23 protein-coding genes and 1 pseudogene are annotated in these 26,704 nt (G+C 71.4%); 11 read left to right on the forward strand and 13 right to left on the reverse strand.

The window, feature by feature from the left end; translation table 11 throughout:
- Nucleotides 1-210 precede the first annotated feature (210 nt).
- Genes mmsA through iolC form a run of 5 tightly spaced genes read right to left on the reverse strand, consistent with a single transcriptional unit; the run spans nucleotide 211 to nucleotide 6,426 of the window.
- Nucleotides 211-1,710, reverse strand: a complete 1,500-nt coding sequence (gene mmsA, locus ACIOMQ_RS14390) for a CoA-acylating methylmalonate-semialdehyde dehydrogenase (protein ID WP_362206779.1) — start codon at nucleotides 1,708-1,710, stop codon at nucleotides 211-213.
- A 24-nt stretch (nucleotides 1,711-1,734) separates the two neighbouring features.
- Nucleotides 1,735-3,624 (reverse strand): 3D-(3,5/4)-trihydroxycyclohexane-1,2-dione acylhydrolase (decyclizing), encoded by a 1,890-nt coding sequence (gene iolD / locus ACIOMQ_RS14395; RefSeq protein WP_402189075.1) that lies wholly within the window; start codon nucleotides 3,622-3,624, stop codon nucleotides 1,735-1,737.
- Nucleotides 3,621-4,514 (reverse strand): 5-deoxy-glucuronate isomerase, encoded by an 894-nt coding sequence (gene iolB, locus ACIOMQ_RS14400; RefSeq protein ID WP_362206777.1) that lies wholly within the window; start codon nucleotides 4,512-4,514, stop codon nucleotides 3,621-3,623. Before iolB ends, iolD begins: the two co-directional genes overlap by 4 nt.
- A complete protein-coding gene (locus ACIOMQ_RS14405; protein WP_401753076.1) occupies nucleotides 4,511-5,446 on the reverse strand; it encodes a deoxyribose-phosphate aldolase in 936 nt (311 codons plus the stop codon). Before ACIOMQ_RS14405 ends, iolB begins: the two co-directional genes overlap by 4 nt.
- The gene (iolC, locus tag ACIOMQ_RS14410; RefSeq protein WP_401753074.1) at nucleotides 5,443-6,426 is read right to left on the reverse strand and encodes a 5-dehydro-2-deoxygluconokinase; all 984 of its coding nucleotides are present in this window, start codon (nucleotides 6,424-6,426) and stop codon (nucleotides 5,443-5,445) included. Before iolC ends, ACIOMQ_RS14405 begins: the two co-directional genes overlap by 4 nt.
- A 132-nt stretch (nucleotides 6,427-6,558) precedes the next feature.
- On the opposite strand from iolC, the gene ACIOMQ_RS14415 reads away from it, so the two are divergent.
- The 4 genes from ACIOMQ_RS14415 (at nucleotide 6,559) to ACIOMQ_RS14430 (ending at nucleotide 11,568) form a co-directional block, all read left to right on the forward strand.
- Entirely contained in the window at nucleotides 6,559-7,509 is a 951-nt protein-coding gene (locus ACIOMQ_RS14415; RefSeq protein WP_362206774.1) for a sugar phosphate isomerase/epimerase, read from the forward strand.
- A 138-nt stretch (nucleotides 7,510-7,647) separates the two neighbouring features.
- A complete protein-coding gene (locus tag ACIOMQ_RS14420; RefSeq protein ID WP_401264256.1) occupies nucleotides 7,648-8,640 on the forward strand; it encodes a PrsW family intramembrane metalloprotease in 993 nt (330 codons plus the stop codon).
- Between the two features lie 89 nt (nucleotides 8,641-8,729).
- Nucleotides 8,730-9,038: a heavy-metal-associated domain-containing protein gene (locus ACIOMQ_RS14425; protein ID WP_362206773.1), complete on the forward strand. Its 309-nt coding sequence runs from the start codon at nucleotides 8,730-8,732 to the stop codon at nucleotides 9,036-9,038.
- A gap of 139 nt (nucleotides 9,039-9,177) precedes the next feature.
- Nucleotides 9,178-11,568 (forward strand): heavy metal translocating P-type ATPase, encoded by a 2,391-nt coding sequence (locus ACIOMQ_RS14430; RefSeq protein ID WP_402189109.1) that lies wholly within the window; start codon nucleotides 9,178-9,180, stop codon nucleotides 11,566-11,568.
- A 646-nt stretch (nucleotides 11,569-12,214) separates the two neighbouring features.
- Here ACIOMQ_RS14430 and ACIOMQ_RS14435 read toward each other — a convergent pair.
- From ACIOMQ_RS14435 to ACIOMQ_RS14455, 5 genes are all read right to left on the reverse strand, one after another.
- Nucleotides 12,215-13,513 (reverse strand): citrate synthase, encoded by a 1,299-nt coding sequence (locus ACIOMQ_RS14435; RefSeq protein WP_362206772.1) that lies wholly within the window; start codon nucleotides 13,511-13,513, stop codon nucleotides 12,215-12,217.
- Nucleotides 13,514-13,642: 129 nt separating this feature from the next.
- Nucleotides 13,643-15,943 (reverse strand): ATP-dependent RecD-like DNA helicase, encoded by a 2,301-nt coding sequence (locus ACIOMQ_RS14440; protein ID WP_401753071.1) that lies wholly within the window; start codon nucleotides 15,941-15,943, stop codon nucleotides 13,643-13,645.
- A 73-nt stretch (nucleotides 15,944-16,016) separates the two neighbouring features.
- Nucleotides 16,017-16,379, reverse strand: a complete 363-nt coding sequence (locus ACIOMQ_RS14445) for a hypothetical protein (protein ID WP_402189078.1) — start codon at nucleotides 16,377-16,379, stop codon at nucleotides 16,017-16,019.
- A gap of 216 nt (nucleotides 16,380-16,595) precedes the next feature.
- Nucleotides 16,596-16,922 (reverse strand): hypothetical protein, encoded by a 327-nt coding sequence (locus ACIOMQ_RS14450; RefSeq protein WP_402189080.1) that lies wholly within the window; start codon nucleotides 16,920-16,922, stop codon nucleotides 16,596-16,598.
- On the reverse strand, nucleotides 16,919-17,215 hold the full coding sequence (locus ACIOMQ_RS14455) for a hypothetical protein (RefSeq protein WP_402189082.1): 297 nt from the start codon (nucleotides 17,213-17,215) through the stop codon (nucleotides 16,919-16,921). Before ACIOMQ_RS14455 ends, ACIOMQ_RS14450 begins: the two co-directional genes overlap by 4 nt.
- 138 nt (nucleotides 17,216-17,353) lie before the next feature.
- On the opposite strand from ACIOMQ_RS14455, the gene ACIOMQ_RS14460 reads away from it, so the two are divergent.
- The 3 genes from ACIOMQ_RS14460 to ACIOMQ_RS14470 all read left to right on the forward strand — a co-directional run bounded on the left by ACIOMQ_RS14460 (nucleotide 17,354) and on the right by ACIOMQ_RS14470 (nucleotide 20,214).
- Nucleotides 17,354-18,193, forward strand: coding sequence for a helix-turn-helix transcriptional regulator (locus ACIOMQ_RS14460; protein WP_362206767.1), 840 nt, complete (start codon nucleotides 17,354-17,356; stop codon nucleotides 18,191-18,193).
- On the forward strand, nucleotides 18,165-18,389 hold the full coding sequence (locus ACIOMQ_RS14465) for a DUF397 domain-containing protein (RefSeq protein ID WP_402189084.1): 225 nt from the start codon (nucleotides 18,165-18,167) through the stop codon (nucleotides 18,387-18,389). The genes ACIOMQ_RS14460 and ACIOMQ_RS14465 overlap by 29 nt, the downstream gene beginning before the upstream one ends.
- A 322-nt stretch (nucleotides 18,390-18,711) precedes the next feature.
- The gene (locus ACIOMQ_RS14470) at nucleotides 18,712-20,214 is read left to right on the forward strand and encodes a carotenoid oxygenase family protein (protein ID WP_402189086.1); all 1,503 of its coding nucleotides are present in this window, start codon (nucleotides 18,712-18,714) and stop codon (nucleotides 20,212-20,214) included.
- 295 nt (nucleotides 20,215-20,509) lie between these two features.
- On the opposite strand, the gene ACIOMQ_RS14475 is transcribed toward ACIOMQ_RS14470, so the two are convergent.
- Genes ACIOMQ_RS14475 through ACIOMQ_RS14485 form a run of 3 tightly spaced genes read right to left on the reverse strand, consistent with a single transcriptional unit; the run spans nucleotide 20,510 to nucleotide 23,668 of the window.
- The gene (locus ACIOMQ_RS14475; protein WP_362206764.1) at nucleotides 20,510-21,337 is read right to left on the reverse strand and encodes a sugar phosphate isomerase/epimerase family protein; all 828 of its coding nucleotides are present in this window, start codon (nucleotides 21,335-21,337) and stop codon (nucleotides 20,510-20,512) included.
- Complete coding sequence (locus ACIOMQ_RS14480; RefSeq protein ID WP_362206763.1) at nucleotides 21,334-22,479, reverse strand: dihydrodipicolinate synthase family protein; 1,146 nt, start codon at nucleotides 22,477-22,479, stop codon at nucleotides 21,334-21,336. The genes ACIOMQ_RS14475 and ACIOMQ_RS14480 overlap by 4 nt, the downstream gene beginning before the upstream one ends.
- Nucleotides 22,480-22,516: 37 nt before the next feature.
- Complete coding sequence (locus ACIOMQ_RS14485) at nucleotides 22,517-23,668, reverse strand: Gfo/Idh/MocA family protein (RefSeq protein ID WP_402189088.1); 1,152 nt, start codon at nucleotides 23,666-23,668, stop codon at nucleotides 22,517-22,519.
- Between the two features lie 108 nt (nucleotides 23,669-23,776).
- On the opposite strand from ACIOMQ_RS14485, the gene ACIOMQ_RS14490 reads away from it, so the two are divergent.
- The 4 genes and pseudogenes from ACIOMQ_RS14490 to ACIOMQ_RS14505 all read left to right on the forward strand — a co-directional run.
- The gene (locus ACIOMQ_RS14490; protein ID WP_402189090.1) at nucleotides 23,777-24,883 is read left to right on the forward strand and encodes a LacI family DNA-binding transcriptional regulator; all 1,107 of its coding nucleotides are present in this window, start codon (nucleotides 23,777-23,779) and stop codon (nucleotides 24,881-24,883) included.
- A gap of 149 nt (nucleotides 24,884-25,032) precedes the next feature.
- Nucleotides 25,033-25,302, forward strand: coding sequence for a hypothetical protein (locus ACIOMQ_RS14495; protein WP_362206760.1), 270 nt, complete (start codon nucleotides 25,033-25,035; stop codon nucleotides 25,300-25,302).
- A gap of 50 nt (nucleotides 25,303-25,352) precedes the next feature.
- Nucleotides 25,353-26,135 (forward strand): sugar phosphate isomerase/epimerase family protein, encoded by a 783-nt coding sequence (locus tag ACIOMQ_RS14500; RefSeq protein WP_401264272.1) that lies wholly within the window; start codon nucleotides 25,353-25,355, stop codon nucleotides 26,133-26,135.
- Between the two features lie 282 nt (nucleotides 26,136-26,417).
- Nucleotides 26,418-26,704 (forward strand): annotated as a pseudogene (locus tag ACIOMQ_RS14505) (hypothetical protein); the annotation flags it as partial.

Below are 26,704 nucleotides of genomic sequence, written 5' to 3' on the forward strand. Positions count from 1 at the left end.
GAGCCTCCGCAAGAGCCCCCGTACCGCGTTCCGTGGGTGCCTGCTCCATTCCAGTCGACGAGCACGAGAGCAGTCCAGCGCCGTCGGAGCGGTGGTACGGGCATGTGGGCCCGGCGTCAGCGGCATGTCAGCGCGGTGTCGGCGGGCACGGCGAAGGCCCGCACGGAAGGAGCTTCCGTGCGGGCCTTCGGGGTCGGGCGGTCGAGGGGATCAGTGGTTGCGCGGGAAGCCCAGGTCCACGCCCGCCGGGGCGTCGGCCGGGTCCGGCCAGCGGGTGGTGACGACCTTGCCGCGGGTGTAGAAGTGCACGCCGTCGTTGCCGTAGATGTGGTGGTCGCCGAAGAGGGAGTCCTTCCAGCCACCGAAGGAGTGGTAGCCGACGGGCACCGGGATCGGCACGTTGACGCCGACCATGCCGGCCTCGATCTCCAGCTGGAAGCGGCGGGCGGCGCCGCCGTCGCGGGTGAAGATCGCGGTGCCGTTGCCGAACGGCGAGGCGTTCATGAGGGCGACGCCCTCCTCGTACGTCTCGGTGCGCAGGACGCACAGGACCGGGCCGAAGATCTCGTCCTTGTACGCGTCCGAGTCGGTGGACACGTGGTCGAGGAGGGAGAGGCCGATCCAGTGGCCGTCCTCGAAGCCCTCGACCGTGTAGCCGGTGCCGTCGAGGACGACGTCGGCGCCCTGGGCGGCCGCGCCCGTGACGTAGGAGGCGACCTTGTCGCGGTGGGCGGCGGTGATCAGCGGGCCCATCTCGGACGCGGGGTCGTTGCCGGGGCCGATCTTGATCTTCTCGGCGCGCTCCTTGATCTTGGCGACGAGCTCGTCCGCGACGGAACCCACCGCGACGACCGCGGAGATCGCCATGCAGCGCTCACCGGCGGAGCCGTACGCGGCGGAGACGGCGGCGTCGGCCGCGGCGTCGAGGTCCGCGTCCGGCAGCACCAGCATGTGGTTCTTCGCGCCGCCGAGCGCCTGGACGCGCTTGCCGTTGGCGGACGCGGTGGCGTGGATGTAGCGGGCGATCGGGGTGGAGCCGACGAAGGAGACCGCGGCCACGTCGGGGTGGTTCAGCAGCCCGTCGACGGCGACCTTGTCACCGTGCAGGACGTTCAGCACGCCGTCCGGCAGACCGGCCTCGGCGGCCAGCTCGGCCAGCAGGATGGCGGCCGACGGGTCCTTCTCGCTGGGCTTGAGCACAAAGGTGTTCCCACAGGCGATGGCGAGCGGGAACATCCACATCGGCACCATGGCCGGGAAGTTGAACGGGGTGATACCGGCGACGACACCGAGCGACTGGCGGATCGAGGAGACGTCGACCCGGCTGGAGACCTGGGTGGACAGCTCGCCCTTGAGCTGGGTGGTGATGCCGCAGGCCAGCTCGACGATCTCCAGACCGCGGGCGACCTCGCCCAGCGCGTCCGAGTGCACCTTGCCGTGCTCGGCGGTGATCAGTGCGGCGATCTCGTCGCGGTGGGCGTCCAGCAGTGCGCGGTAGCGGAAGAGGACCGCGGTGCGGGTGGCCAGCGAGGACGTGCCCCAGGTGGCGTAGGCGTCCTTGGCGGCGGCCACCGCGGTGTCGACCTCTTCGAGGGAGGCGAGCGCGACCTGCGTGGTGACGGCGCCGGTGGCCGGGTCGGTGACCGGGCCGTAGTTGCCCGACGCGCCCTCGACGGTCTTGCCACCGATCCAGTGGTTGACGGTCTTCATGACAGAACTCCTTCAGTGGCGTCTTCAGAGGTGGCGGCGTCGTTCGGCGACGTGTCGGTCGTACTCCTGGCGGGCTTCCACGGCCGACGGCCGGGTGGCCGTTTCGGCTACGGGAACATCCCACCACGCCTGTGCCGGAGGGGGGCCCGACACTGTGTCTGCCGTTTCGGTCTCGACGTAGACACAAGTGGGACGGTCCGCCGCGCGCGCCTCGGCGAGCGCTTCGCGCAGGTCACGCACGGTCTTGGCGCGCAGCACCCGCATCCCGAGCGAACCGGCGTTGGCCGCGAGGTCGACGGGGAGCGGGGGGCCGGTGAAGGTGCCGTCCGCGGCCCGTTGGCGGTAGGCGGTGCCGAAGCGCTCGCCGCCGACCGCCTCGGAGAGGCCGCCGATGGACGCGTAGCCGTGGTTCTGGAGGACGACCAGCTTCACGGGGAGGTCCTGCTGCACGGCGGTGACGATCTCGGTGGGGTTCATCAGATACGTGCCGTCGCCGACGAGGGCCCAGACGGGGCGGCCGGGGGCGGCCAGCTGGACCCCGATCGCCGCCGGGATCTCGTAGCCCATGCAGGAGTACCCGTACTCGACGTGGTACTGGTGCGAGGAGCGGGTCCGCCAGAGCTTGTGCAGGTCGCCGGGGAGCGAACCGGCCGCGTTGATCAGGATGTCGTCCTCGGTGACCAGCGCGTCGAGGAGGCCGAGGACCTGCGCCTGGGTGGGGCGGGCGTGCGGGTCGCCGGCGGTGAACGCGGCGGTGACGCGCCGCTCCCACTCCGCCTTGGCCTCGGTGTACTCGGTCTCGTAGGCCGGGTCGACGCGGTGGTTGCGTGCGGCGAGCGCGGCGGTGAGGGCTTCGAGGGCGGCGCGGGCGTCGGCGACGAGCGGGAGCGCACCGAGCTTGTGGGCGTCGAAGCCGGTGATGTTGAGGTTGAGGAAGCGGACGGCGGGGTTCGCGAAGAGGGTGGCGGAAGCGGTGGTGAAGTCGGAGTAGCGGGTGCCGATGCCGACGACCAGGTCGGCGGTGCGGGCCAGTTCGTCGGCGGTCGCGGTGCCGGTGTGGCCGATGCCGCCGACGTCGGCGGGGTGGTCGTGGCGCAGGGAGCCCTTGCCGGCCTGGGTGGAGGCGACGGGGACGCGGGTGGCGGCGGCGAACGCGGCGAGGGTCTCCTCGGCCGCGCTGTGGCGGACCCCGCCGCCCGCCACGATCAGCGGCCGGCGGGCGCTGCGCAGGGCCCGTACCGCCCGGTCGAGCTCGTACGGATCGGGGGCGGGGCGGCGTACGTGCCAGACGCGCTCGGCGAAGAACTCCTCCGGCCAGTCGTACGCCTGGGTCTGCACGTCCTGGGGCAGCGCCAGGGTGACGGCGCCGGTCTCCGCCGGGTCGGCGAGGGTCCGCACGGCCTGGAGCGCGGCCGGGATCAGGGCCTCGGGGCGGGTGATCCGGTCGAAGTAGCGGGAGACGGGGCGCAGGCAGTCGTTGACCGAGATGTCGCCCGCGGCCGGGACTTCGAGCTGCTGGAGCACGGGGTCGGCGGGCCGGGTCGCGAAGGTGTCCCCGGGCAGGAGGAGGACGGGGAGGTGGTTGATCGTGGCGAGGGCGGCGCCGGTGACGAGGTTGGTGGCGCCGGGGCCGATGGAGGTGGTGACGGCGTGCGCGGACAGCCGCCCGGACTGGCGGGCGTAGCCGACGGCGGCGTGCACCATGGCCTGCTCGTTGCGGCCCTGGAGGTAGGGCATGGCGCGGCCGGACTCGACGAGGGCCTGGCCGACTCCGGCGACGTTGCCGTGGCCGAAGATGCCCCAGGTGGCGCCGATCAGCCGCTGCCGCCGGCCGTCGCGCTCGGTGTACTGGCGGGACAGGAAGGACACCAGGGCCTGGGCGGTGGTCAGCCTGCGGGTACGCGGTGCGCTCATGAGGCCGCCTCCGTCCCGTACAGCGGGAGTCTGGGGTCCACGGGCAGGTCCGGCCAGGTGTCGCGGATCCAGCTGTGGTCGGGGTGGTCGGTGATCAGCCACTCCCGCTGCTCCCCCGGGCCCGCCATCACATTGAGGTAGTAGAGGGTGCGGCCGGGGGAGGCGATGGACGGGCCGTGCCACCCGTCGGGGATGACGACGGCGTCGCCGCTGCGGACCTCGGCGAGGACGTCCGTGCCGCCGGCCCGGGACGGCGACACCCGGTGGTAGCCGAGGCCGTCGTGCTCCACCTCGAAGTAGTAGATCTCCTCCAGCACGGATTCGGCGCCGGGGCGGTGCTCGTCGTGTTTGTGCGGCGGGTAGGACGACCAGTTGCCGCCGGGGGTGAGGACCTCCACGGCGATCAGCCGGTCGCACACGAAAGTGTCGGCGGCGGCGAAGTTGTTGACCTGGCGGGAGCAGTTCCCGGAGCCGCGCAGTTCGACGGGTACCTCCGGCGCGGGGCCGTAGCGAGCGGGGAGTCGTCGCTCGCACTTCGCTCCTGCCAGGGCGAAGCGGCCCCCTGCGCCGGAGGCGATCTGTGCACGGGCGTCACGCGGTACATAGGCGAAGTCGGATACGCCACTGAACACGCTTTCCCGGCCCAGCAGTTCAAAGATCTCACCTGAGGTGTGCACCGTACAGCCACCCGTCAACGGCAGGACGATCCACTCGCTCTCCCCGGTGACGAGCGTGTGAACTCCGCCCGGCCCCAGCTCCAGCACCCGCAGGCTCGACCGGTCCCATCCGGCGCGCTCCGGGTCGATGTCCAGGGTGTAGGGGCCGCTCGCCGTGGATCCGGCGCGAAGGTGGCGGCGCGGTGCGTTGCGCGGTTCGTCGTACGTCGTCATACCCATCCCCTACCCGATACCCGGTCCCCGCCCGTTTCTCCCGGCTCCAGCAGCGACACGGCCGTGTCGACGGCCGCGGCCACCCTCCCGTCGGCCGGGTAGAGCAGCGAACGCCCCACCACCAGCCCCTGGACGGTGGGCAGCCGCAGCGCCGTGCGCCACTTCTCGAACGCGCCGTCCAGGTCGTCGCCCACCTCGCCGCCCAGCAGCACGGCGGGCAGCGTCGAGGCCGCCATCACCCGGGCCATGTCGTCGGGGTCCTCGGTGACGGGGACCTTGAGCCAGGTGTACGCCGACGTCCCGGCCAGCCCCGAGGCGATGGCGATCGAGGTGGTGACGGCCTCCGCACCGAGGTCGTTGCGGAGCCGGCCGTCCATGCGGCGGCAGAGGAACGGTTCGACGAAGACCGGCAGCCGGTGTGCGGCCATGGCGTCGATGGCGCGGGCGGTGGCGTGCATGGTGTCGAGCGAGCCGGGGTCGTCGTAGTCGATGCGGAGCAGCAGTTTGCCCGCGTCGAAGCGGAGCCGGGCGAGGTCCTCGGGGCGGTGGCCGGTGAAGCGGTCGTCGAGTTCGAAGGCGGCGCCCGCGAGGCCGCCGCGGTTCATCGAGCCGACGACGACCTTGTTCTCCAGCGCTCCGAGGAGCAGCAGGTCGTCGAGGATGTCGGCGGTGGCGAGGACGCCGTCGACGCCGGGGCGGGCGAGGGCGAGGCAGAGCCGTTCCAGGAGCTCGAAGCGGTTGGCCATGGCCAGTTCGCGGTCGCCGACGGCGAGGGAGCCACGGGCCGGATGGTCCGCCGCGATGATCATCAGGCGTCCGCCGCCGCCGACGAGGGGCCGTCTGCGGCGGCGCGCGGCGGCCTCGGCGACGGCCTCGGGGTGGCGCATGCGCAGCTGGACGAGTTCGGAGACCGAGGAGGCCGGGGGTGTCATGGGGTGGCTCCGGTGGGGCGGGAGGTGACGGCGCCCGCGGTCAGGGCCGCTTCGACCTCGTACGGGAACGGCATGGCGGGCGAGCAGGCGAGCCGGGACGCGACGATGGCACCGGCGGCGTTGGCGTACCGCATGACGCGGCCGGTCTCCCAGCCGGCGAGGAGCCCGTGGCAGAGCGCCCCGCCGAAGGCGTCACCGGCGCCGAGGCCGTTGACGACCTCGACGGGCAGCGGCGGCACGTCGGCCACCGTGCCGTCGCGGTGGACGGCGAGGACGCCCTCGGGGCCCTGTTTGACGACGGCCAGCTCGACACCCGCGGCGATCAGGGCGCGCGCGGCCGCGTACGGTTCGCGCTCGCCGGTCGCGATCTCGCACTCGTCGAGGTTGCCGACGGCGACGGTGGCGAGGGCGAGGGCCTCGCGGTAGCGGGCGGTGGGGCCGGCGGAGCCGTCGTCCCAGAACATCGGGCGCCAGTCGAGGTCGAAGACGGTGAGGCCGGACCTGTCGCGGGCGCGGAGTGCGGCGAGGGTCGCGGTGCGGCTCGGTTCGGCGCACAGCCCGGTGCCCGTCATCCAGAAGACCCGGGCCGAACGGATCGCGTCGAGGTCCAGCTCCGACGTGTGGATCTCCAGATCGGGGGCCTTGGGGCGGCGGTAGAAGTAGAGCGGGAAGTCGTCCGGCGGGAAGATCTCGCAGAAGGTGACCGGCGTGGGATACGCGTCGACGGGTGTCACCCACCGGTCGTCCACCCCGAACTCCCGCAACTGCTGGTGGAGATAGTCCCCGAAGGCGTCCCGGCCGGTGCGGGTCACCACCGCGGCCCGCCGGCCGAGCCGGGCCGCCGCGACGGCGACGTTGGTGGGTGAGCCGCCGAGGAACTTCCCGAAGGTGTCGACCCGGGCCAGGGGCAGACCGGTCTGCAGGGGGTAGAGATCCACACCGATCCGGCCCATGGTGATCACGTCGTACAGCTCAGGCATCTGCGTCCCTTCGACCGGCGACCGGGCGGCTGTTCCCAGGTCTAGCCCTCCCCCGAACCCCTGTCAACGCTTTGTCCGGACATACGGACGAATCATTGACACCGCCCCGCCGGGGCCGGGAGGCTGGGCGGTATGACCTCCTCCGCAGCGGCTCCGGCCCGTATCCGCATCGGTTCGGCACCCGACTCGTGGGGGGTGTGGTTCCCCGACGATCCGCGGCAAGTCCCCTGGCAGCGCTTCCTGGACGAGGTCTCGACGGCGGGTTACGAGTGGATCGAGCTCGGCCCGTACGGCTATCTCCCGACCGATCCGGCCCGCCTCGCCGACGAGACCGGCCGCCGCGGACTCGCGGTCTCGGCCGGCACCGTTTTCACCGGATTGCACCACGGTCCCGGCGTCTGGGACCGGACCTGGGCGCATGTCGCCGACATCGCGGCACTCACCCGGGCGATGGGCGCCGGGCATCTGGTGGTCATCCCGTCGTTCTGGCGCGACGACAGGACGGGCGAGGTCCTGGAGGACCGCGACCTCACCGCGGAGCAGTGGCGCGACCTCACCACCCTGACGGAGCGGCTGGGCCGCGAGGTACAGGACCGGTTCGGGCTGCGCATCGTCGTCCATCCGCACGCCGACACCCATATCGACGGCGCGGAGAACGTCGCCCGCTTCCTCGACGCCACCGATCCCGGCCTGGTCTCGCTCTGCCTCGACACCGGCCACTACGCCTACTGCGGCGGCGACAGCGTCGAGCTGATCGAGACCTACGGCGAACGGATCGGCTATCTGCACCTCAAGCAGGTCGATCCGGAGATCCTGGCCCACGTCGTGGCGGACGGGGTGCCGTTCGGGCCCGCCGTGGCGCGCGGCGTGATGTGCGAACCGCCGAGCGGAGTGCCCGCACTGGAACCCGTACTCGCCGCCGCCCGCAAGCTGGACGTCGACCTCTTCGCCATCGTCGAGCAGGACATGTATCCGTGCCCGCCCGACAAGCCCCTCCCCATCGCCCGCCGCACCCGGGACTTCCTCCGCTCCTGCGGCGGCCCGCACCGGACCCCCGGCATGCCGGACGCCGCCGGGAAGTGACGCGGCGCCGCCCTCGGCGAGAAGGCGGCGCGCGCTCCCCGCCGCGTCCTCGGCCTCCCCTCCGATCGCCCGAATGCCCTACAGCCCCATGCATCATAGGATTCGGGACAAATCCGGAGATACGCATAGGGAGCGCCTGTGAACCGGTCCACCGATCCCGGCAGCCCGTCACCCGCCGACCCTTCCGCCCCGCAGGCACAGCAGACCTGGCGGACGGAGCAGGCCCCGGCGCAATCCCCACAGCCGCGCCCCGGCCTGTGGAAGCGGTGCCTGTGGGGCGGCACAGCCCTCTGGATCCTGACCGCGATCGCCACGTACGCCACCCAGAACACGACCCTGCTGCCGACCCTCATCCTGCTCGGCAGCTTCCTCGTCCCGGCCGTCTTCGTCCTGTGGGCGTACGAACGGCACGGCAGCGACCTCGGGGCGGCCCTCATCCCCGGCTGCTTCCTGACGGGCGGAATCCTGGGCGTGCTCGGCGCCTCCGTCATGGAGTACTACCTGCTGAACCCGTCCCTCTGGATGTTCCTGGGGGTCGGACTGATCGAGGAGGCGGTGAAGCTCGCGGCGCTGATGTTCGTACTCCGCCGCCACCCCCACATCCACGGCATGCGGGCCGGACTGGTGCTCGGCGCGACGGTCGGATTCGGGTTCGCCGCCTTCGAGAGCGCGGGCTACGCCTTCAACGCCGCCGTCACCATGAAGGGCATCGACCTGCACGCCCTGCTGGAGACCGAGGTGCTGCGCGGGGTGCTCGCACCGTTCGGGCACGGCCTGTGGACGGCGATCGCCGGCGGCGTCCTGCTCTCCTTCCGGAGGCCGGACGGGCGTTTCCGCCTCGCCGCGCCCGTGATCGCCACCTACCTCGGCGTCGCCGTGCTGCACGCACTCTGGGACTCGATGCACGGCATCGCGATCTGGCTGGTCGCACGGGTCACCGACACCGGCCTGAGCCGCGCGCTCTTCGCGCAGGGCTACATCCCGGCCCCCACCGACGAGCAGCGCCACCTGTTCACGCTCTTCTCGGTGGGCGGCACGGTCGTGATCACGCTCGTCGCGCTGGCCTGGCTGCGGTCGCTGGCGCACCAAGCGCGCGAGGGTCGGCGAGGCGCTCGCGTTAATACCCCCTAGGGGTATAGTGTGATGAGCGTCGGGGGACGCCGGATCTGCCCGGGTTCCCGACGCCACACCCTTCCGCGCCCACCCAAGAGGAGAACACCATGACCGCCGAGACCCAGCTCCCCCAGGCCACCGGCTCCTGCTGCTCGCCGAGCGGCTCCTGCCACGACGGCACGGACAGCGGCGACGGGGCGGGCGCGGTGACCGCCGTCTACCAGGTGTCCGGCATGACCTGCGGCCACTGCGAGGGCGCCGTCTCCGAGGAGATCTCGGGCATCGAGGGCGTCACCTCGGTGAAGGCCGTCGCCTCCACCGGCCAGGTGACCGTCGTCTCCCGCGCCCCGCTGGCGGAGGACGCCGTGCGCGCCGCCGTGGACGAGGCCGGCTACGAGCTCGTCGGCCGGGCCTGAACACCATCGGGACCCACCCGATACGCCGGATACACCCGCTTCACCCGCTTTGCCCGCCGGGCCGGACCGACCAGCAGATACTGGTGGGGTACGGCCCGGTCGGCGTTTCAGGAGTTCGGACATGCACAGCGCAACGGACATGCACCGCGCGACAGCGGCCGGGACCCCGGCACCGGAGACTTCCCGGGCGGAACTCACGATCGGCGGGATGACCTGCGCCTCCTGCGCCGCCCGCGTCGAGAAGAAGCTCAACCGGATGGACGGCGTCACCGCCAGCGTGAACTACGCGACCGAGAAGGCCCGTGTCTCCTTCGGCCCGGGGACCGGGCTCGCGGACCTGATCGCCACGGTGGAGAAGACCGGTTACACGGCCCGGCCCGTCCGCAGCCCCGAACCGGCACCGCCCGCGGCGGTCGAGCCTGCCGCGCCTGCCGCACCCGCGGACGCCGTCGAAGGCGGATCCGAGGGCGGCGGCGCGGAAGCCGGCACCGGAGCCACGACCGGTCCCGGCGCCCCGGCCGGTGCCGACGACGGCGACCCCGCCGAGCGGAGCGCCGCCGCCGCGCTCGACGCGCTGCGCCGGCGCCTGACCGTCTCGGCCGTCCTCGCCGTCCCCGTCGTCGTGCTCGCGATGGTCCCGGCCCTTCAGTTCGACAACTGGCAGTGGCTCTCCCTCACGCTCGCCGCCCCCGTCGTCGTCTGGGGCGGGCTGCCCTTCCACCGCGCGACCTGGGCCAACCTCCGGCACGGCGCGGCCACCATGGACACCTTGGTCTCGGTCGGCACCCTGGCCGCCTTCGGCTGGTCCCTGTGGGCGCTGTTCCTCGGCGACGCGGGCACGACCGGGATGCGGCACGGCTTCGACTTCACCGTCTCGCGCGACGGAGCCTCCTCCACCATCTATCTGGAGGTCGCCGCCGGTGTCGTCACCTTCATCCTGCTGGGCCGCTATCTGGAGGCGAAGTCCAAGCGGAAGGCCGGTGCCGCCCTGCGGGCGCTGATGCACCTGGGCGCGAAGGACGTCACCGTCCTCAAGGGCGGTACGGAGGTACGCGTCCCCGTCGGCCGGCTCGCCGTCGGCGACCGCTTCGTCGTCCGCCCCGGCGAGAAGATCGCCACCGACGGCACCGTCGTCGAGGGCGCGTCGGCCGTGGACGCCTCGATGCTCACCGGTGAGTCCGTCCCGGTCGACGTGGGCGTCGGCGACGCCGTCACCGGGGCGACCGTGAACGCCTCCGGCCGGCTCGTCGTCGAGGCGACCCGGGTCGGCGCCGACACCCAGCTGGCCCGGATGGCCCGGCTCGTCGAGGAGGCGCAGAGCGGCAAGGCCGAGGTGCAGCGGCTCGCCGACCGGATCTCCGCGGTCTTCGTCCCCGTGGTGCTGGTGCTGGCGCTGGTCACCCTGGCCGGGTGGCTGTTCGCCACGGCCGACGTGACGGCCGCGTTCACCGCCGCCGTCGCCGTACTGATCATCGCCTGCCCCTGCGCCCTGGGCCTCGCCACCCCGACCGCCCTCATGGTCGGTACGGGACGCGGCGCCCAGCTCGGCATCCTGATCAAGGGCCCGGAGGTCCTGGAGACCACCCGCCGCGTCGACACGATCGTCCTCGACAAGACCGGCACCGTCACCACCGGCCGGATGACCCTGCTGGACGTCCACACCGCGGACGGTACGGACGAGGACGACGTGCTGCGGCTCGCGGGCGCCCTGGAGCACTCCTCGGAGCACCCCATCGCACAGGCCGTCGCCGCCGGAGCCGTCGAACGCACCGGCACCGCCCTGCCCACGCCCGAGGACTTCGCCAACGTCGCGGGCCTCGGCGTCCAGGGGGTCGTCGAGGGCCACGCCGTCCTCGTCGGCCGCGAGCAGCTGCTCGCCGACGCGGGCATCGCCGTCCCCGAGGCGCTGTCCGGCGCCGTGGCGGACGCGGCGGCCCGGGGCCGTACGGCGATCGCGGTCGCCTGGGACGGGCAGGCGCGCGGGGTTCTCGCCGTCGCCGACGCGGTCAAGGAGTCCAGCGCCGACGCCGTCGCCGCACTGCGCGCGCTCGGTCTCCACCCCGTCCTGCTGACCGGTGACAACCGGGCCGTGGCGGACGCCGTGGCCCGGACCGTCGGGATCGACGAGGTCCACGCCGAGGTCCTGCCCGAGGAAAAGGTCCACGTCATCGAGCAACTCCAGGCCCGGGGGCACTCCGTCGCCATGGTCGGTGACGGGGTCAACGACGCGGCCGCCCTGGCCACCGCCGATCTCGGTCTGGCGATGGGAACCGGCACGGACGCCGCGATCGAGGCAGGCGATCTCACCCTCGTTCGTGGAGATCTCAAGGTGGCAGCCGATGCGATCAGGCTCTCCCGGCGCACCCTGGCCACCATCAGGGGCAACCTCTTCTGGGCATTCGGTTATAACGTTGCGGCCCTACCCCTTGCGGCATTTGGCCTGCTCAACCCTATGATTGCGGGAGCGGCGATGGCGTTCTCATCGGTCTTCGTCGTGACGAACAGCCTGCGGTTGCGCGCCTTCACTTAACATCCACAAAGAGATTTAGATCACACCGATTTCAGGGTAACCATCCGGCGGGTTCGCGAGTCTAAGAGTGCGATGCCAAGGATGTCTTGGGGGACGTCCGTCGAAGTGTCTTGGGGGATGCTTCGGGCAAGCGTTGGCCGGGGCACGTGCACCGGGGAGCTTTGAGCGGCCCTCCCGTGCGTACGTACCCCGGCAGATCGCACCGGAAGTACAAGTGAAGACCGCAGTAGCAAGTGAAGACCGCAGTACACAGCGGGCGGCAACGCCCGTACGCAGGAGTGGGGAACGCTCAGGAGCTTCGGCTCCCACAGACGCCCGGCCGGATCCCGTGGGGGGAATCCGCTCCGGGATATGGGAAGCGCCTCGCTGTCGGCCCGTGGGGGGATCGATGGCGGGGCGCTTCTCGCTGCCCGGCCCGGCGGACCGCCCGAGCGGCGCCGGACTCGGCCTCGGTACCGACCCGGACCCACCAGGCCGCGCCCGACCGCCCGAACCGCGCCCGACCGCCCGAGCCGCGCCGGACCCGCCGGACCCCGCCGGGCAAGCAAATCGCCCCGGACACCGCGCTCTGTGCGAAAGCGCGGTACACGGGGCGAAGACGACCGGCCTCGTCGGCCGGGGCGGTGCGGGGGGGGTGGTGCGGGACTCAGCGGCCCTCGACCGGGACGAAGTCGCGCAGGACCTCGCCGGTGTAGATCTGGCGCGGGCGGCCGATGCGGGAACCCGGCTCCTTGATCATCTCGTGCCACTGGGCGATCCAGCCGGGGAGCCGGCCGAGCGCGAAGAGCACGGTGAACATCTCGGTCGGGAAGCCCATGGCCCGGTAGATGAGACCGGTGTAGAAGTCCACGTTGGGGTAGAGGTTGCGCGAGACGAAGTACTCGTCGGAGAGCGCGTGCTCTTCCAGCTTCAGCGCGATGTCGAGCAGCTCGTCGGACTTGCCGAGCGCGGACAGCACGTCGTGCGCCGCGGCCTTGATGATCTTGGCGCGCGGGTCGAAGGACTTGTAGACGCGGTGGCCGAAGCCCATCAGCCGGACGCCGTCCTCCTTGTTCTTCACCTTGCGGATGAAGGAGTCGACATCGCCGCCGTTGGCCTGGATGCCTTCGAGCATCTCCAGCACCGACTGGTTGGCGCCACCGTGCAGCGGGCCCCACAGCGCCGAGATACCGGCGGAGATCGAGGCGAACATGTTCGCCTGCGAGGAGCCGACCAGACGCACGGTGGAGGTCGAACAGTTCTGCTCGTGGTCCGCGTGCAGGATGAGCAGCTTGTCGAGCGCGGAGACGACGACCGGGTCCAGGTCGTACTCCTGGGCGGGGACCGAGAAGGTCATGCGCAGGAAGTTCTCGACGTACCCGAGGTCGTTGCGCGGGTAGACGAAGGGGTGGCCGATCGACTTCTTGTACGCGTACGCCGCGATCGTGGGCAGCTTGGCCAGCAGCCGGATCGTCGAGAGGTGGCGCTGCTCCTCGTCGAACGGGTTGTGGCTGTCCTGGTAGAACGTGGACAGCGCGCTGACGACCGAGGACAGCATGGCCATCGGGTGGGCGTCGCGCGGGAAGCCGTCGAAGAACCGCTTGACGTCCTCGTGCAGCAGCGTGTGCTGGGTGATCTCGTTCTTGAAGGTCGACAGCTCGTCGACCTTGGGAAGCTCACCGTTGATGAGCGTGTACGCGACCTCAAGGAACGTCGAGCGCTCGGCGAGCTGCTCGATCGGGTAGCCGCGGTAGCGCAGAATGCCCTGCTCACCGTCGAGGTAGGTGATGGCGGATTTATACGCCGCGGTGTTGCCGTACCCGCTGTCCAGCGTGACCAGGCCCGTATTGGCCCTGAGCTTCCCGATGTCGAAGCCCTTGTCGCCGACGGTGCTGTCGATCACCGGGTAGGTGTACTCGCCATCGCCGTACCGCAGTACTACAGCGTTGCTGGTGTGCTCGCTCACGTCATCCCTCACCGACGTAGTGCCTCTTCTTCGAGGTTCCCTGACTGTCTCCACCCTCCCCCATTTGGCTCAGGAGAGTGCACTCGGGGTCGTCCATTGGACCTATTCGCGGCACTCAGTGCCGCGAACTTACTCATCCTGCCCCCTTGACACCGGTTCCGGAAGACCTCCGTGATGTTTCCCACCGATTTGATCGATCATTTTTTCGACAGATCCTCCTCCCGAGCCCCCCGCCAGCCGGTAATCCAACGCCGTACAGCGCCTGCCCGCGGAAACCGTGCGGACGGCCTGGCCGATCGCCTGCCGCGACCCGACCAGCACGACGAGCTTCTTGGCCCTGGTCACGGCGGTGTAGAGGAGGTTCCGCTGGAGCATCATCCAGGCGCTCTTGGTGACGGGGATGACCACGGCCGGGTACTCGCTGCCCTGGGAGCGGTGGATCGTCATGGCGTACGCGTGGGCCAGCTCGTCCAGCTCGTCGAAGTCGTAACCGATCTCCTCCTCCTCGTCGGTGAGGACGGTCAGCCGCTGCTCGTCCAGGTCGAGGGCGGTGACGACGCCGACCGTGCCGTTGAAGACGCCGTTCTCCCCCTTGTCGTAGTTGTTGCGGATCTGGGTGACCTTGTCGCCGACCCGGAACACACGGCCGCCGAACCGCTTCTCGGGGAGGTCCGGGCGGCCCGGGGTGATGGCCTGCTGGAGCAGCCCGTTGAGCGTGCCCGCGCCGGCCGGGCCGCGGTGCATGGGGGCGAGGACCTGTACGTCGCGCCTCGGATCGAGGCCGAACTTGGCCGGAATGCGACGGGCGGCGACGTCCACCGCGAGAACGCCCGCCTCCTCCGTCTCGTCCTCGACGAAGAGGAAGAAGTCGTCCAGGCCCTGAGTGAGGGGCGGCGTCCCGGTGTTGATGCGGTGCGCGTTGGTGACGACGCCGGACTTCTGGGCCTGCCGGAAGATCGTCGTCAGCCGGACCGCCGGAACGGGTCCGCCCTCGGCCAGCAGATCGCGCAGCACCTCCCCCGCGCCGACCGACGGCAGCTGGTCGACGTCCCCGACGAGCAGCAGGTGGGCACCGGGTGCCACGGCCTTGAACAGCTTGTTGGCGAGCAGCAGATCGAGCATCGACGCCTCGTCGACGACGACCAGATCGGCGTCCAGCGGCCGGTCCCGGTCGTAGGCCGCGTCCCCGCCCGGCTTCAGTTCGAGCAGCCGGTGCACGGTGGACGCCTCGGCGCCGGTCAGCTCGGAGAGCCGCTTGGCCGCCCGCCCGGTGGGCGCGGCCAGCACCACCTTGGCGCGTTTGGCGCGGGCGAGTTCGACCACGGAGCGCACGGTGAACGACTTGCCGCAGCCGGGCCCCCCGGTCAGCACGGCGACCTTGCGGCTGAGCGCGAGCCGGACGGCGGCCTCCTGCTCGGGGGCCAGCGTCGCCCCCGTCCGGCCCGCGAGCCAGGTCAACGCCTTGTCCCAGTCGACGTCCTGGAAGGCCGGCATCCGGTCCTCGGGCGTCCGCAGCAGCCGCTGCACCTGCGCGGCGAGCGCGACCTCGGCGCGGTGGAACGGCACGAGATAGATGGCCGTGACCGGCTCCCCGCCCTCGGGCGACGGCACCTTCTCCCGTACGACGCCCTCCGGGTCCGCGGCGAGTTCGGCGAGGCACTCGATGACGAGCCCCGTATCGACCTGGAGCAGCTTCACCCCGTCCGCGATCAGCCGCTCCTCGGGAAGGAAGCAGTGCCCCTGGTCGGTGGATTGCGACAGCGCGTACTGCAACCCGGCCTTGACCCGCTCCGGGCTGTCGTGCGGGATGCCGACGGCCTGGGCGATCTTGTCGGCGGTCAGGAAGCCGATGCCCCAGACGTCGGCGGCCAGCCGGTAGGGCTGGTTCTTCACGACGGAGATCGAGGCGTCCTCGTACTTCTTGTAGATACGGACGGCGATGGAGGTGGAGACCCCGACCCCCTGGAGGAAGACCATCACCTCCTTGATCGCCTTCTGCTCCTCCCAGGCGGCGGCGATCATCTTCGTCCGCTTCGGCCCGAGCCCCGGCACCTCGACCAGCCGCTTCGGCTCCTGCTCGATGATGTCGAGGGTGTCGACCCCGAAGTGGGTGGTGATCCGGTCCGCCATCACCGGTCCGATGCCCTTGATCAGGCCGGAGCCGAGATAGCGGCGGATGCCCTGGATGGTGGCGGGCAGCACGGTCGTGTAGTTCTCCACCGTGAACTGCTTGCCGTACTGGGAGTGCGAGCTCCAGCGCCCCTCCATCCGCAGGGACTCACCGACCTGGGCACCGAGCAGCGAGCCGACCACGGTCAGCAGATCGTTCGCCCCGCGCCCGGTGTCGACGCGGGCGACGGTGTACCCGTTCTCCTCGTTGGCGTAGGTGATGCGCTCAAGCACACCTTCGAGGACGGCCATGTTGGACATGCCTCGACGCTAGTACCTCGCACTGACAGCCCGGAAGGCAGGCGGTTCCCCCTCGCCTCCCTTCCGGCCCTGCCTACTTCGCGACGACCACGATGTGCAGCTTGCCGTCGACGACGGCCCAGGCCACGTCGGTCGGCGCCGAAGCGGTCGCGCTCTCCTGGAGCGGGAAGACGTACAGGCCCTCCGCCGGTGCGCCGAGATCGCGGAACAGCGGCTTCTTGCTGATCCAGATCTTGCCGTCGCCGTCCCAGACCGTCGGGGCGTCGTAGTAGAAGTAGCCGTGCGTACGCAGCTCGTCGGCGATGCCCTCCGCCCGCTGCCGCAGCTCGGCGATCCGGGCGTCCGCGACAGCGTCCGGCCCGGTGCTGAACGCGACGACGTGGTAAACGTTGTTGTCGCCGTAGTCCCGGGTGGCCAGGACGGTGGCCCGCGCCACGCCCTTGGCAGTGGCACTGGAGAACAGGGCGTGGTTCTTCTTGGCCCGCTTCCCGAAGAGTCAGCCTCCGAAGAGCTCCTTGAGCCCTTCCACGGAATCGAGCTTTCCGGTCAGCTGAGGATTTTGCGACACGCGAGGTGGCCTCTCAGTGAGCATCATTCGCACAGATGTGCTACTCGCACGCTATCGGCATCGCTCGTGTATGCGCAGCCACTTTTACGGATCGCTCGGCTCCACTCCTTGTCCCGGCGCTTGCGGCAGTCGCGCTCCTCTGCTCTCCGCGACCCGTTTCACATCACGCAAGGACTCCGTCAACCGGGAGGCCAGGAAGTGCAGTTCACTGCCGGTCACGCGCCGGTCCGCCAGGAGATCGGCGGCATGCCCGAGCAGGTCGCCCGCCATCCCGAGCTGAACGCTCTCGATGTCGTCCGCGGCCCGCGACACATGGCCGGAGCCGTCCCCGATGACGTAGCAGGGCTTGCCGTCCGCTCCCGTCCAGGGCAGCAGCCGTACGGTGCCGGGCTCATCCGTCCCCCCGGTCACGCGACCGCCCTCCCCGCCCGGCGCACGTGACGGAACTCGACGTCCACGCCGTCCACGCCGTGCACGGCGAGCCACAGCGTGCGCCGCCGCCGTCGCGCCTCGGCCATCTGCCGCTCGTGCGCTTCGAGATACGGACGGACCAGCGGGCCGTCCTCCCCGCGCGGCGGCCGCTCACCGGTACGACGGACGGTGGGTCCGGCCACGTATACACAGGAGTACGGATGGACGGTGGCCGGGGCCGGACGCACCAGCCGCAGCAGCGACTCCGTGAACCGGCGGACGAGGTCTTTCATGTCGGCGTGCTCTCTTTCTGGATGCCCACGAACGGATGCGTTCTGTGGCGAACTCATCACAGAGTGGGGCCGCGCGTGGCTACGCTCCAGAGGTTCGGGCTTGACAGCGCGCTGGTCAGACGAGGGAGTTGGGGCTGGATGGCGAAGACCCGGAAGCCACGTACGCCGAGGGAGAAGTACGGACAGGAGCTGAGGCTGCGACGGACGGCGGCGGGGCTGACCCAGGAGGCCCTGGGCGATCAGGTCGTGTGCTCGCCGACGCTGATCAGTCATTACGAGGCGGGGCGGCGGCTGCCGACGCCGGATGACGCGCAACGGATCGACATCGCGTTGAAGACGGACGGCTTCTTCGTCCGCTGGCTGGACGACTTGGACTCCAAGTTCGCCCAGTACTTCGCGGCAGTCGCCGAATTGGAGCGTGAGGCCACGGAGATCCGCCAGTACGCCGCGTCTCTCATCCCCGGCCTGCTTCAGACGGATGCATACGCCCGTGCCGTGTTCCAGGCGTATCGGCCCAACTACCACGCGGAGGAACTTGACGAGTTCGTTGTCAGCCGCGTGGAGCGCGGCCGGCTGCTCACCAAGTCATCGACTCCGGTTGCCTGGACACTGCTCGACGAGGCCGCGCTCAGGCGCTGCGTCGGCGGGCCGCACGTCATGGCGGAACAGCTGCACAAAGTGGCGGACATGGCCGAGTCCGGTCGCCTGCGTCTGCACGTGCTGACTTTCGCATCAGGAGCACACGCACTCCAGGAGAGCATGGTCTACCTGCTGAACTTCGCGGACGCCGCTCCGGTCTCGTACGTCGAGGGTCTCCACACCGGACATCTGATGGAAGATCCGGCGCTGGTCGAGGCGTGCCGCACGTCCTACACTCTCGCCTTGGGCGACGCTGCCCCGCATCAGGAGTCAGTGGCCCTCGTCAGAGCCATCGCGGAGGAGCACGAACATGCACAGCACCGAGCACACCATCGCTGACGCCAGGACGCTGGCCGGGTGGCGCAGGTCCAGCTACAGCGGAGGCGCCAACGGCGAGTGCCTTGAGGTCGCCGACGGCTACGCCACCGTCCCCGTCCGCGACAGCAAGGCCCCGGGCGGCCCCGCGCTCGTCTTCTCCGCCGACGGCTGGTCGTCGTTCGTCGCGGCGGTCAAGGACGGCCGCATCACCGCCTGACGCCGGGCGACCCGACCCACGTCGGTGTGCCGTCTCCGGCGCACTTCACGTCAGGAGCCAGTCACCGCACCATGCCCTCCGACCGCTGTCAGCCACACCGGGTTGACGGGGACGGAGGGCACGTTCGTATTCCGTCCGCCGCCGGGACCAAGGACGTCTTCACCCGTTCTCCGGCCCTGACGTCCGCCTCCACCCAGGAGCGCCCTGGGAAACAGGGTGTCTGGCGACACCCCAGGACGGTGTCCAGCCCTCCTGCCCCGGCCCGTTGCCCGCCGCAGACTCTGACTGTTCCTCACAACAACTTCGGTCAGGAGTACGGGACATGGCGGAACACACACGACGCACTGTGCTGCGCGGGGCGGCGGCGGTCGCAGCTGCGGGCGGGCTGGCCGGCACCGCAGGGGGCTCGGCGCCGGCGGCCGCGGCACCCAGGGAGGCGGCAGCGCGGCGCTTCCCCTTCTTGGAGGGGGCGTTCAAGCCCGTCACGGAGGAGCTGACGGCCTTTGATCTGCCGGTCACCGGGCGCATTCCACGCGAGTTGAACGGGCGCTACCTGCGCAACGGTCCCAACGTCCTGGGCCTTGAGGACCCGCGTGCCCACCACTGGATGCTCGGCGACGGCATGGTGCACGGTGTACGGCTCCGCGACGGCCGCGCCGAGTGGTACCGCAACCGGTGGGTGCGCTCCTCCCAGGTGGCGGAGAAGCTCGGCGAGCCCCGTCCGGGGCCCGTGCCGCCGGACGACTTCGCCTGCAACACCCATGTGATTCCGTACCAGGGGCGGATCCTCGCGCTCCAGGAGGGCGGTCCGCTGCCGTACGAGCTCGACGACGAGCTGAACACCGTGGGCACCCACGACTTCCGGGGCACCCTCGAAGGCGCGTTCACCGCCCACACCAAGTACGACGCGCACGCCGGCGAACTGCACGCGATCGCCTACTACCCGACCTGGGACCACGTGCGGCACCTGGTCGTGGACCCGGCGGGCCGGGTCTCGCGCACCACGCGCATCCCGGTGGCGGACGCGCCGATGATCCACGACTTCGCGCTCACCGAGAAGCATGTGGTGGTCCTCGACATGCCGGTCACCTTCGACCCGGCGGGTGCCGAGCGCGGCGACCCGGTGCCGTACGTCTGGAACAGGAAGCACCCGGCACGCGTCGGCGTCCTGCCGCGAGCAGGCGGTACGGTGCGCTGGTTCGAGGTGGACCCGGTCTACTACTCGCACACCCTCAACGCGTACGAGGAGGGGTCGGACATCGTCATCGACCTGACGACCTTCCCGGCGCCCTTCTTCGTCGCCGGCCGCGGCTCGGACGGGCCGTACGGAGTGGGCACCGCCAGACTCGAACGCTGGACGGTCGATCTCCGTCACGGCCGTGTGCGGACGAGGACCCTCGACGACCGGCCGCAGGAATTCCCCCGCGTCAACGAGGCGTTGGTGTCCCGCCGCCACCGCTACGGCTACACGGCGGCGGCCGCGGAGATGACGCTGGCCTATCTGACGGCCGACGGCAACCCGCCCGACCGGGCGTTCGGCAACGCGCTCATCAAGCACGACCTGCTGCGCGGCACGACGCAGGTCCACCGGCTGCCCCGGGACGCCGCGGCGAGCGAGGCCGTGTTCGTTCCGTCCGACGCGGCCGGTCCGAAGGCGGCCGAGGACGACGGGTACGCGCTCAGTTACGTGCACGATCCCGACCGCGGGGCGTCGGACCTGGTGATCCTCGCGGCCCAGGACTTCACGGCTGAGCCGGTGGCCCGGATCCATCTGCCCGGACGGGTGCCGCTGGGCTTCCACGGGAGCTGGATTCCGGACGCCTGACGCACCGACCGGTGCGTGAGGGCGGATGACTCCAACTCGTCACGCGGCCCGCGCGCTTCGGCGACGCGCCGCGATGCGTGCGGGGGGGGTGTGCGTACGCACCGGCACATCCGCGCCGGAAGACGAAACGGGGCCCGGTCAGAAGACCGGACCCCCCTCGTATTCCCCCTCCGTCAGGGCTTCCCGATCCCCCCGGATCCCTCCCCGGAAGCGCCCGACGACAGATACGACTCAACCGGGTGCCGAACGGTTGCACCGCTTGACGATCTCTTTACCGTGGAGGCAAAAAGCTTCGTCAGCAGGCGTGTTCGGCGTAGCGGGAGGCGACCTCCGCGAGGACTTCCGCGCCGTCCCGTGCCCAGAGGTCCTCGTTGAAGATCTCCACCTCGACGGGGCCGTCGAAGCCGGTGGCCTCGACCAGCGTGCGGAACGCGCGGAAGTCCACGGCGCCGTCGCCCAGTTGGCCCCGGCCGACCAGGACACCCGCCGGGAGCGGGGTGATCCAGTCGGCCAGTTGGAACGAGTGGATACGGCCTCCCGCACCCGCGCGGGCGATCTGTGCGGGCGCCTGGTCGTCCCACCAGATGTGGTAGGTGTCGACGACCACCCCGACCTGGTCGGCGGGGAAGCGTTCCGCGATGTCCAGGGCCTGGGAGAGCGTGGAGACGACGCAGCGGTCCGAGGCGAACATCGGGTGCAGCGGTTCGATCGCGAGGCGTACGCCGCGTTCGGCCGCGTACGGGGCGAGCCGGCCCAGGGCGTCCGCGATGCGTTCGCGGGCGCCGTACAGGTCCTTGCTGCCCGCCGGGAGGCCGCCGGAGACGAGGACCAGCGTGTCGGTGGACAGGGCCGCCGCCTCGTCGATCGCGGCGCGGTTGTCGTCCAGGGCGCGGGCCCGTTCCGCCGGGTCGAGGGCGGTGAAGAAGCCGCCCCGGCAGAGGCTGGTGACGGAGATACCGGAGTCGGCGAGGAGCCGGGCGGTGCGCTCGACGCCGTACTCCTGGACGGGGGCCCGCCACAGGCCGACCTTGTCGATGCCCGCCTTGACGCAGCCCTCGGTCAGCTCGGGCAGCGACCACTGCTTGATGGTCTCCTGGTTGACCGAGAGACGGCCGTCGCTCATCGGGTGCCTCCGTAGACCGCGAGCAGGGCCCGCATCCGGGACTCGGCCAGCTCCGGGTCGGGGAACAGGCCCAGCCGGTCGGCGAGTTCGTACGCCTTCGCCAGGTGCGGCAGCGAGCGGGCGGACTGGAGTCCGCCGACCATGGTGAAGTGGTCCTGGTGGCCGGCCAGCCAGGCGAGGAAGACCACGCCCGTCTTGTAGAAGCGGGTGGGGGTCCGGAAGAGGTGCCGGGACAGCTCGACCGTCGGGTCGAGGAGATCGCGGAAGCCCTGGACGTCCCCGGTGTCCAGGACGCGCACCGCGTGCGCGGCCAGCGGGCCCAGCGGGTCGAAGATGCCGAGCAGGGCGTGGCTGAAGCCGTGGCCGTCGCCCGCGATCAGCTCCGGGTAGTTGAAGTCGTCGCCGGTGTAGCAGCGGACTCCGCCGGGCAGACGGCGGCGTACGTCGATCTCGCGCTCGGCGTCCAGGAGCGAGATCTTGATGCCGTCGACCTTGTCCGGGTGCTCGGCGATGACCTTCAGGAAGGTGTCGGTGGCGGCGTCCAGGTCCGAGGAGCCCCAGTAGCCCTCCAGCGCGGGGTCGAACATCGGGCCGAGCCAGTGCAGGACGACCGGTTCGGACGCCTGGCGCAGCAGGTGCCCGTACGTCTCCAGGTAGTCCTCCGGACCCTTCGCCGCCGCGGCGAGCGCCCGGGAGGCCATCAGGATGGCCTGGGCGCCGCTCTCCTCGACGAGGGCGAGCTGCTCCTCGTACGCCGCCCGCACCTCCGCGAGCGTGGCGGGTCCCGAGGGCAGCTGGTCGGTGCCGACGCCGCACGCGATCCGGCCGCCGACCGCCTTGGCCTCGGCGGCGGAGCGGCGGATCAGTTCGGCCGCGCCGGCCCAGTCCAGGCCCATGCCGCGCTGGGCGGTGTCCATGGCCTCGGCGACGCCGAGGCCGTGCGACCAGAGGTGCCGGCGGAAGGCGAGGGTGGCGTCCCAGTCGACGGCCGCGGGGTCGTCGGGGCTGATGTCGGCGTACGGGTCGGCGACGACATGGGCGGCCGAGAAGACCGTACGGGAGGCGAGCGGCGCCCCGCCGGGGGCGAGGTCGAGCGGGGTGGTACGGGGTTCGTACGGCCCCTGCGGGAGGTGGATAGTCACGGGATCAGCCCCGTTGCGCCGTGGGCGAGGTGGATCGTCACAGCGTCAGCTCCGGTACGTCGAAGCGGCGGCCCTCGGCGGAGGACTTCAGGCCCAGTTCGGCGAGCTGGACACCGCGGGCACCGGCCATCAGGTCCCAGGTGTACGGCTCGTCGAGCACGATGTGGCGCAGGAAGAGCTCCCACTGTGCCTTGAAGCCGTTGTCGAAGACGGCGTTGTCGGGGACTTCCTGCCACTGGTCGCGGAACGACTCGGTGACCGGGAGGTCGGGGTTCCAGACCGGCTTGGGGGTGGCCGAGCGGTGCTGGACGCGGCAGTTGCGCAGGCCGGCGACGGCGGAGCCGTGCGTGCCGTCGACCTGGAACTCGACGAGCTCGTCGCGGTTGACGCGGACCGTCCAGGAGGAGTTGATCTGCGCGACGGCGCCGCTCTCCAGCTGGAAGATGCCGTACGCGGCGTCGTCGGCGGTGGCGGCGTACGGCTTCCCCTGCTCGTCCCAGCGCTGCGGGACGTGCGTCTGGACGTGCGCCTGGACGGTGGAGACCCGGCCGAACAGCTCGTGGAGCACGTACTCCCAGTGCGGGAACATGTCGACGACGATGCCGCCGCCGTCCTCGGCGCGGTAGTTCCAGGACGGGCGCTGGGCCTCCTGCCAGTCCCCCTCGAAGACCCAGTAGCCGAACTCTCCGCGTACGGAGAGGATCTCGCCGAAGAAGCCGCCGTCGATGAGGCGCTTCAGCTTCAGCAGGCCCGGCAGGAAGATCTTGTCCTGGACGACGCCGTGCTTGATCCCGGCGTCGCGGGCCAGGCGGGCCAGTTCCAGGGCGCCGTCGACGTCCGTGGCGGTGGGCTTCTCGGTGTAGATGTGCTTGCCCGCGTCGATCGCCTTCTTGATCGCCTCGACGCGGGCCGAGGTGACCTGGGCGTCGAAGTAGATGTCCACGGTGTCGTCCGCGAGGACCGCGTCGAGGTCGGTCGACCACTCGGTCAGGCCGTGCCGCGCGGCGAGCTCCTCCAGGGCGTGGGCGCGGCGGCCGACCAGGACCGGCTCGGGCCACAGCACGTCGCCGTCGCCGAGATCGAGGCCGCCCTGCTCGCGGATCGCGAGGATCGAGCGCACCAGGTGCTGCCGGTATCCCATGCGCCCCGTGACGCCGTTCATGGCGATGCGCACTGTCCTGCGTGTCACGAAGTTCCTTCCATACAGCCGTAGCAAGCGCTTTCTATCTCGTATGACGCTAGCCTGCCGACAGCGGCCCGGACAAGAGGGACCGGCCCAAAACCCTCGGAGGAAGCGATGACGGTCACCCTGGCGGATGTGGCGGCTCGCGCCCGGGTGTCCGCGGCCACCGTGTCCCGCGTGCTGAACGGCAACTACCCGGTGGCCGCGTCCACCCGGGAACGGGTGCTGCGTGCGGTGGACGATCTCGACTACGTGCTGAACGGACCGGCCAGCTCGCTCGCCGCCGCCACCTCCGACCTGGTCGGCATCCTGGTCAACGACATCGCCGACCCGTTCTTCGGGATCATGGCGGGCGCGGCGCAGACCGAGATCGGCGCTCCGGGTGACGGCTCCGGGCGGGCCGGCGGCGAGAAGCTCGCCGTCATCTGCAACACCGGCGGCTCCCCCGAGCGCGAACTGACCTACCTCACCCTCCTCCAGCGCCAGCGTGCCGCCGCCGTCGTCCTCACCGGCGGCGCGGTGGAGGACCCGGCGCACCAGGCGGCGATCTCCGCCAAGCTGGCGAAACTCGCGGACGCGGGCACCCGGGTGGTGCTGTGCGGGCGGCCCCCGCTGCCGGACAGCGAGGCGGTCGTGGCCGCGCTCGCCTTCGACAACCGGGGCGGCGGGCGCCGGCTCACCGAGCATCTGCTCTCGCTCGGCCACCGGCGGATCGGCTACGTCGCGGGCCCGTTGGAGCGGACGACGACCCGCCACCGGCTCGAAGGCCACCGGGACGCGATGAGGGCGGCGGGGCTCGTCGGCGACGGGAAGGGCGCGAAGGGGCGCGCGGCGGACGCGTACGACGAGGAGCGCCTCACCGTCCACGGCCCCTACGACCGCCGCTCCGGCTACGACGCCACCCTCGAACTCCTGCGCCGCGAACCGGAGGTGACGGCGATCGTCGCCGCCAACGACACCGTGGCCCTGGGGGCGGGCGCGGCGGTCCGGGACCATGGTCTGCGCATCCCCGACGACGTCTCGGTGGCGGGCTTCGACGATCTGCCGTTCTCGGTGGACGCGGTCCCGGCGCTGACGACCGTACGGCTGCCGCTCTTCGAGGCGGGCGCGCGGGCCGGGCGGCTGGCGATGGGCAAGGAGACCCCGCCGCCGGGAGGCATCGCGACGATCGCGGCCGAGCTGATGGTCCGGGGGTCGACGGCGCCGCCGCGGAGGCGGTGACCGCGCGGCCTCGCGGACGGGCCCGCGGGGGTGGTGAACGCGCGGCCTCGCGGGGCGCTGGGGGATGCGGGTCCGGGGCAGAAAGATGGGGCGCTGCCCCCATGCCCGCCGGGCGCACCGCCGGGAGTACGGGTCCTGGCGGACCGGCGGTGCCGGCACCGGACCGAGGAGGTGCGATCGACTCCGCGGAGGCGAGGGTCTTCCTGCCGGTCTTCCGCGCGACGGTCGAGGCGCTGTGCGGGTGGACCGGAGCGGCCCTGGAGCCGCTCGTGCGGGCGGACCGGGCGGCGGTGCGCGGCGGTGCCCGGTTCGCCGCGGAGCTGCACGCACTGGCCGGCCACGAGCGGCTGGGCCCTCGGCAGCGGGCGGACGCGCTGAGGCTGCTGGGTAACCTGGAGCAGCTGCTCCGGGAGCCCTGAGCCCGGCCCGACGCGCGGCGGCCGGTGGATCCGACGGAAGGAACACGCACGTGAAGCTCGCTTTCTCGACCCTCGGAGTACCGGGCATGCCGATCGCCGACGTCGTCCGGCTCGCCGCCGGACACGGCTATCAGGGGGTGGAGCTGCGCGCCCACCCCGAGGAGCCGGTGCACCCGGGCCTTTCGGCGCCGGAACGGGCCGGTGTCGTCGCGGAGTTCGAGAACGGCGGCGTCGAGATCCTGACCGTCGCCGGGTACGTCCGGGCGGCCGCCGCGGGCGACGACAAGCCGGTGCTGGACGAGCTCGCCGGGCTGGTGGAGCTGGCCCGCGACCTGGGCGCGCAGCACGTCCGGGTGTTCCCCGGCGGCGGTGGCCAGGACCCCGCCGCGGCCGACGCGACCGCCGCCCGCCGACTGGCCGCCGCCGCTGCGCACGCCGCCGGTCTGGGCGTACGCATCCTGCTCGAAACGCATGACTCGCACCGGGCGGGCGCCGACGTGGCCCGGGTCGTCGGGACGGTGGGGCACGGGCAGATCGGTGCGCTGTGGGACATCATGCACACCTGGCTGGCGGGCGAGGACCCGGCCGCGAGCCATGCGGTGCTGGCCCCGCACCTGGGCTACGTGCAGGTGAAGGACATCGCGTCGGCGGAGGAGACCGAGCCCCTGGCGCTGGGCGCCGGGGTGCTCCCGCTGGGGGCCTGCCTGGCCACACTGGACCCGGACAGCTGGGTCTGCTGGGAGTACGAGAAGCGCTGGCACCCGGCCGCGGCGGAACTGCCGGGGCTGCTGACCGCCGGGCGGGAGCACCTGCTGCGGCTGGCTGCCGCCTGACGGCAGGTCACCCGACGGGCCGACGGCACTCGCGCGCCCGGCGGCCTCCTCCACCCCGTCCCCTGCCCGAGCACCGGGACGCAGCGGGTTCGGACGGGCGGCGACCCCGCTCGTGCCACCCGCCTCCTGCGCGCTCTGCCGGCCCTGACGAACCTCGAAGTCAGCCGCTGACTGTCTTCGACGGGTGGAGAGGTCTCCCTGCGGGAAGGGGAGTTGGCTCCACTGCCGATATGCGCTCTAGCTGGATTCCTCGCTGCTGCGGTGATCCGTAGGTTTCACGTCATGACGCTTTCAACCAGGCACCTGCCGCTCGTCAACCGGCGACGTGGTCTGTTCATCTTCCTCGGTGTCGCTTACATCGGCATGTGGGCGGCCATGTCACCGCTCCTGGCCAGCGGTTACCAGCGCGGTGACGCACGCGAGGAGACCGGTGCACTGGAGCAGGTGTGCATCGCGGCCGCGATGCTGGCGCCCGCCCTCGCCGCGATCCTCGTCGTCCGCTGGGTCGAGCGCAGCGGCCGGGTGCGGGACACGCTCGCCCTGCGCTGGACGAAGCCCTGGGGGCGTGC

Source organism: Streptomyces sp. NPDC087845 (genome assembly GCF_044742755.1).
Lineage (GTDB): Bacteria > Actinomycetota > Actinomycetes > Streptomycetales > Streptomycetaceae > Streptomyces.